This window comes from Lapillicoccus sp., from assembly GCF_025353065.1.
GTDB lineage: Bacteria > Actinomycetota > Actinomycetes > Actinomycetales > Dermatophilaceae > Lapillicoccus.
In genome coordinates this window covers 1-2,731 of sequence record NZ_JANXRJ010000338.1, presented here as the reverse complement: position 1 = coordinate 2,731, position 2,731 = coordinate 1, and the positions used below count along the sequence as shown (strand labels likewise).

3 protein-coding genes are annotated in these 2,731 nt (G+C 70.4%); 2 read left to right on the top strand and 1 reads right to left on the bottom strand.

Features of this window, described 5'->3' with window-relative positions:
• The first annotated feature begins 76 nt into the window (after positions 1 to 76).
• Positions 77 to 691, top strand: a complete 615-nt coding sequence (locus tag Q0R63_RS24320; RefSeq protein WP_295702992.1) for a pentapeptide repeat-containing protein — start codon at positions 77 to 79, stop codon at positions 689 to 691.
• 41 nt (positions 692 to 732) lie between these two features.
• Here the strand turns inward: Q0R63_RS24320 and Q0R63_RS24315 are convergent, their stop codons facing one another.
• A complete protein-coding gene (locus Q0R63_RS24315) occupies positions 733 to 1,164 on the bottom strand; it encodes a hypothetical protein (RefSeq protein WP_295702989.1) in 432 nt (143 codons plus the stop codon).
• Positions 1,165 to 1,240: 76 nt separating this feature from the next.
• Between Q0R63_RS24315 and pdxH the strand changes: the two genes are divergently transcribed.
• The gene (pdxH, locus tag Q0R63_RS24310; RefSeq protein ID WP_295702987.1) at positions 1,241 to 1,963 is read left to right on the top strand and encodes a pyridoxamine 5'-phosphate oxidase; all 723 of its coding nucleotides are present in this window, start codon (positions 1,241 to 1,243) and stop codon (positions 1,961 to 1,963) included.
• Positions 1,964 to 2,731: the final 768 nt, after the last annotated feature.

Sequence of the window (2,731 nt, the reverse complement as noted above, 5' to 3'; positions counted from 1 at the left end):
CCCCGGAGACTTCACAAAACGTGTGTTCGGAACGGAGGGGTGGGGGGTGTCGGTCCGGGCTGACACACTCGCCCGTATGCCGCACCTGGAGCCGTTCGAGGGTCGCCTCGAGGAGGACGAGACCTATGACCAGATCTCCTTCTCGGGCCTCGAGCTCAGCGGCGTCAAGGCCTGCGGCGCGCGGTTCCTCGAGTGCGACGTCACCTCCTGCGACCTCGCGGGCGCCGACCTCTCCCGCTCGCGCTGGGTGGGTTCGAGCCTCACGAAGGTCCGCGGCGCCGGGCTCGACTTGTCCGAGGCGTCCTTCCTCGACGTGACGATCACCGACGCACGCCTCGGTGCCCCCGCGGCATACTCCTCCACCTGGCGCGACGTCACGGTGCGCGGCGGCAAGATCGAGTTCCTCAATGTGCGGGGAGCAACCCTGCGCGACGTCCGGTTTGAGGACGTGGTGCTCGTCGAGCCCGACCTCGCGGGCGCGACGCTCACGGGCGTCACCTTCAGCGGCTGCACCATGACCGTGCCGCAGTTCGCCCGCGCGACGCTGAAGAACGTCGACCTCTCGGAGGCCATGCTCGTCGCGCCGCAGGGCCTCGCCAGCCTCGGTGGCGCACTGGTCAGCCGGCTCCAGCTGCTGGACCTCGCCGACGCGCTCGCCGACCAGCTCGGCATCCGTGTCAAGGACGGTTGACGACGGCGCCACCCACGCGGTTCGAGTCAGCCGAGGTCGACTCAGCCGATCCGGTCCTGAGGACCCTTGTCGCGCGGGCTCTTTCGTCGGCGCACCGAGTCGATCGCCGTGTCGCGGACGGCGGCCGCGCGCTCCTTGGTCGAGGGGATCTGGTCGGGATAGATCCGCTTGGTCAGGTCGGCCCGCGCCAGCAGCTCGGCGAGCGGCCGGCCCCCGTCCGGGTGGGCGGAGACCGGCTCGTCGCCACTGAAGACGATCCAGACCGGCTCGTCGTGGGGCATCACCCGCAGCAGCATGCCGTCGCGCAGGGTGCGCGCCTTCTCGATCGCCAACCGGCGGTTGCGGGCGCCCTCGAGCTTCTTGCGCGCGTAGTCGGTCGCCGGCTCCTTGGCCTGGTCGTAGACGACCTTCGCGGCCGGCCCGTACTTCACCGCGGCCTTCGCGGCCGTGACGATCACCCTGCCGAGCGGCATACCGGCACCTCCTGCTTCCCGACGTCAGCCTAGCCTTGGGAACGATTCCCGCACGTCTGCCCGAAGGAGCGACACCATGCCTGCCGAAGCCGTCACCCGGCACGACTACACCGGCGACGGCCTCAGCGAGGAGGACCTCGCGCCGACGCCCTGGCTGCAGCTCGAGCGCTGGGTCGCGGATGCCGACGCGCGGGCCGTCGACCACGACGACGTCTACGAGCCGCGCGCGATCTCCGTCGCGACCGTCGACGCCCACGGTGTCCCCAACGTGCGGACCGTGCTGCTGCGCTTCCTCGACGAACGCGGACCGGGCTTCGTCTCGAGCTCCGACTCGACCAAGGGGATGGAGATCAGCGCCAACCCGCACGTCGCCGCCGCGCTCACCTGGCCGGCGATGTTCCGCGCGATCCGCTTCCGCGGGACCATCGAGCTCGTCGCGGCGGACGAGGTCGAGGCCTACTGGGCCTCGCGCCCCTGGGCGTCGCGGATCAGCGCCTGGGCCTCGCACCAGTCGGCGCCGGCGAACAGCCGTGCCCAGCTCGAGGCCGACTACGACCGGTATGCCGCACAGTTCCCCGACCACGGCAGGCCCGACGACGTCCCGGTCCCCGAGACGTGGAAGGGCTACCGGGTGCGAGCGACCGAGGTGGAGTTCTGGGGCGGCCGCAGCAACCGGCTGCACGACCGGCTGGTCTTCACGGCCGTCGGCGCGGGCGGGGGAGCGGCGGCCCAGGATGTCGCGACGGTCCCGTCGCTCGACGACGCGGCAGCGTGGACGGTGCACCGGCGTCAGCCCTGAGCCGGCGTCCGGTGACGGCGCCGATGCGTTCAGAACTGGGCAGGTGACGAGGTCTGGGCGGGGGCTCGGCGCGCGGTGCGTTCAGAACTGGGCAGCTGACGAGGTCTGGACGGGGGCTCAGCGCGCGGTGCGTTCAGAACTGGGCAGGTGACGAGCTCTGGATGCGCGTGCTCCCTCCGGACCCCACCCGCAGCCGGACGCGGACAACCCGTGGGCTACCGATCCCTCACCGGATGGCGAGAAGGTCGGCGGCACACCTGGACGAGGGTGTGCGTACCCACGGGCTGCAGCGACTGCTTGGTATGGCGATCGCGCGTCCTTCGCTGGCTAAGAGGCGGCCAGCAGAACGGCTGCGCTAGCGCGCAGTCACCTCACGTGTCCGATGTGAACTCACTATCTGACCACCTCCCTTCTCGTGTCCTGAAACCGTAATTCGCGACGCGGTCTCCCGCAAGGGTTTAAGCGACCCACCGGGATGACATTCGCCGTCGGCGAAACGCCCGGCCTGGGCACCGCCGCCGCATCCCTACCGCCCGACCACCGCGCCACCGCGCCACCGCGCCACCGCGCCACCGCGCCGCTTCGTTTCCGCCGTTGCAGCTCGGCAACGGGGTTTCGGGTGTGCTCTTCTCTCTCCTTCGCATCGTCTCCAAGGCGTTCTTTGTGCAGGACGCCCGAGGGCTCAAGACGTCGTGCACGATCTTCTTTGCGCTCTCGGCGTCGCTCATGCTTGTGCGTTGTCGCTCAGGTGCGCCGCTTCTGGTGCGG

Coding starts and splice junctions, on each gene's coding strand:
- Q0R63_RS24320 (WP_295702992.1), top strand. CDS start 77: ATGCCGCACCTGGAGCCGTTCGAGGGTCGCCTCGAGGAGGACGAGACC.
- Q0R63_RS24315 (WP_295702989.1), bottom strand. CDS start 1,164: ATGCCGCTCGGCAGGGTGATCGTCACGGCCGCGAAGGCCGCGGTGAAG.
- pdxH (WP_295702987.1), top strand. CDS start 1,241: ATGCCTGCCGAAGCCGTCACCCGGCACGACTACACCGGCGACGGCCTC.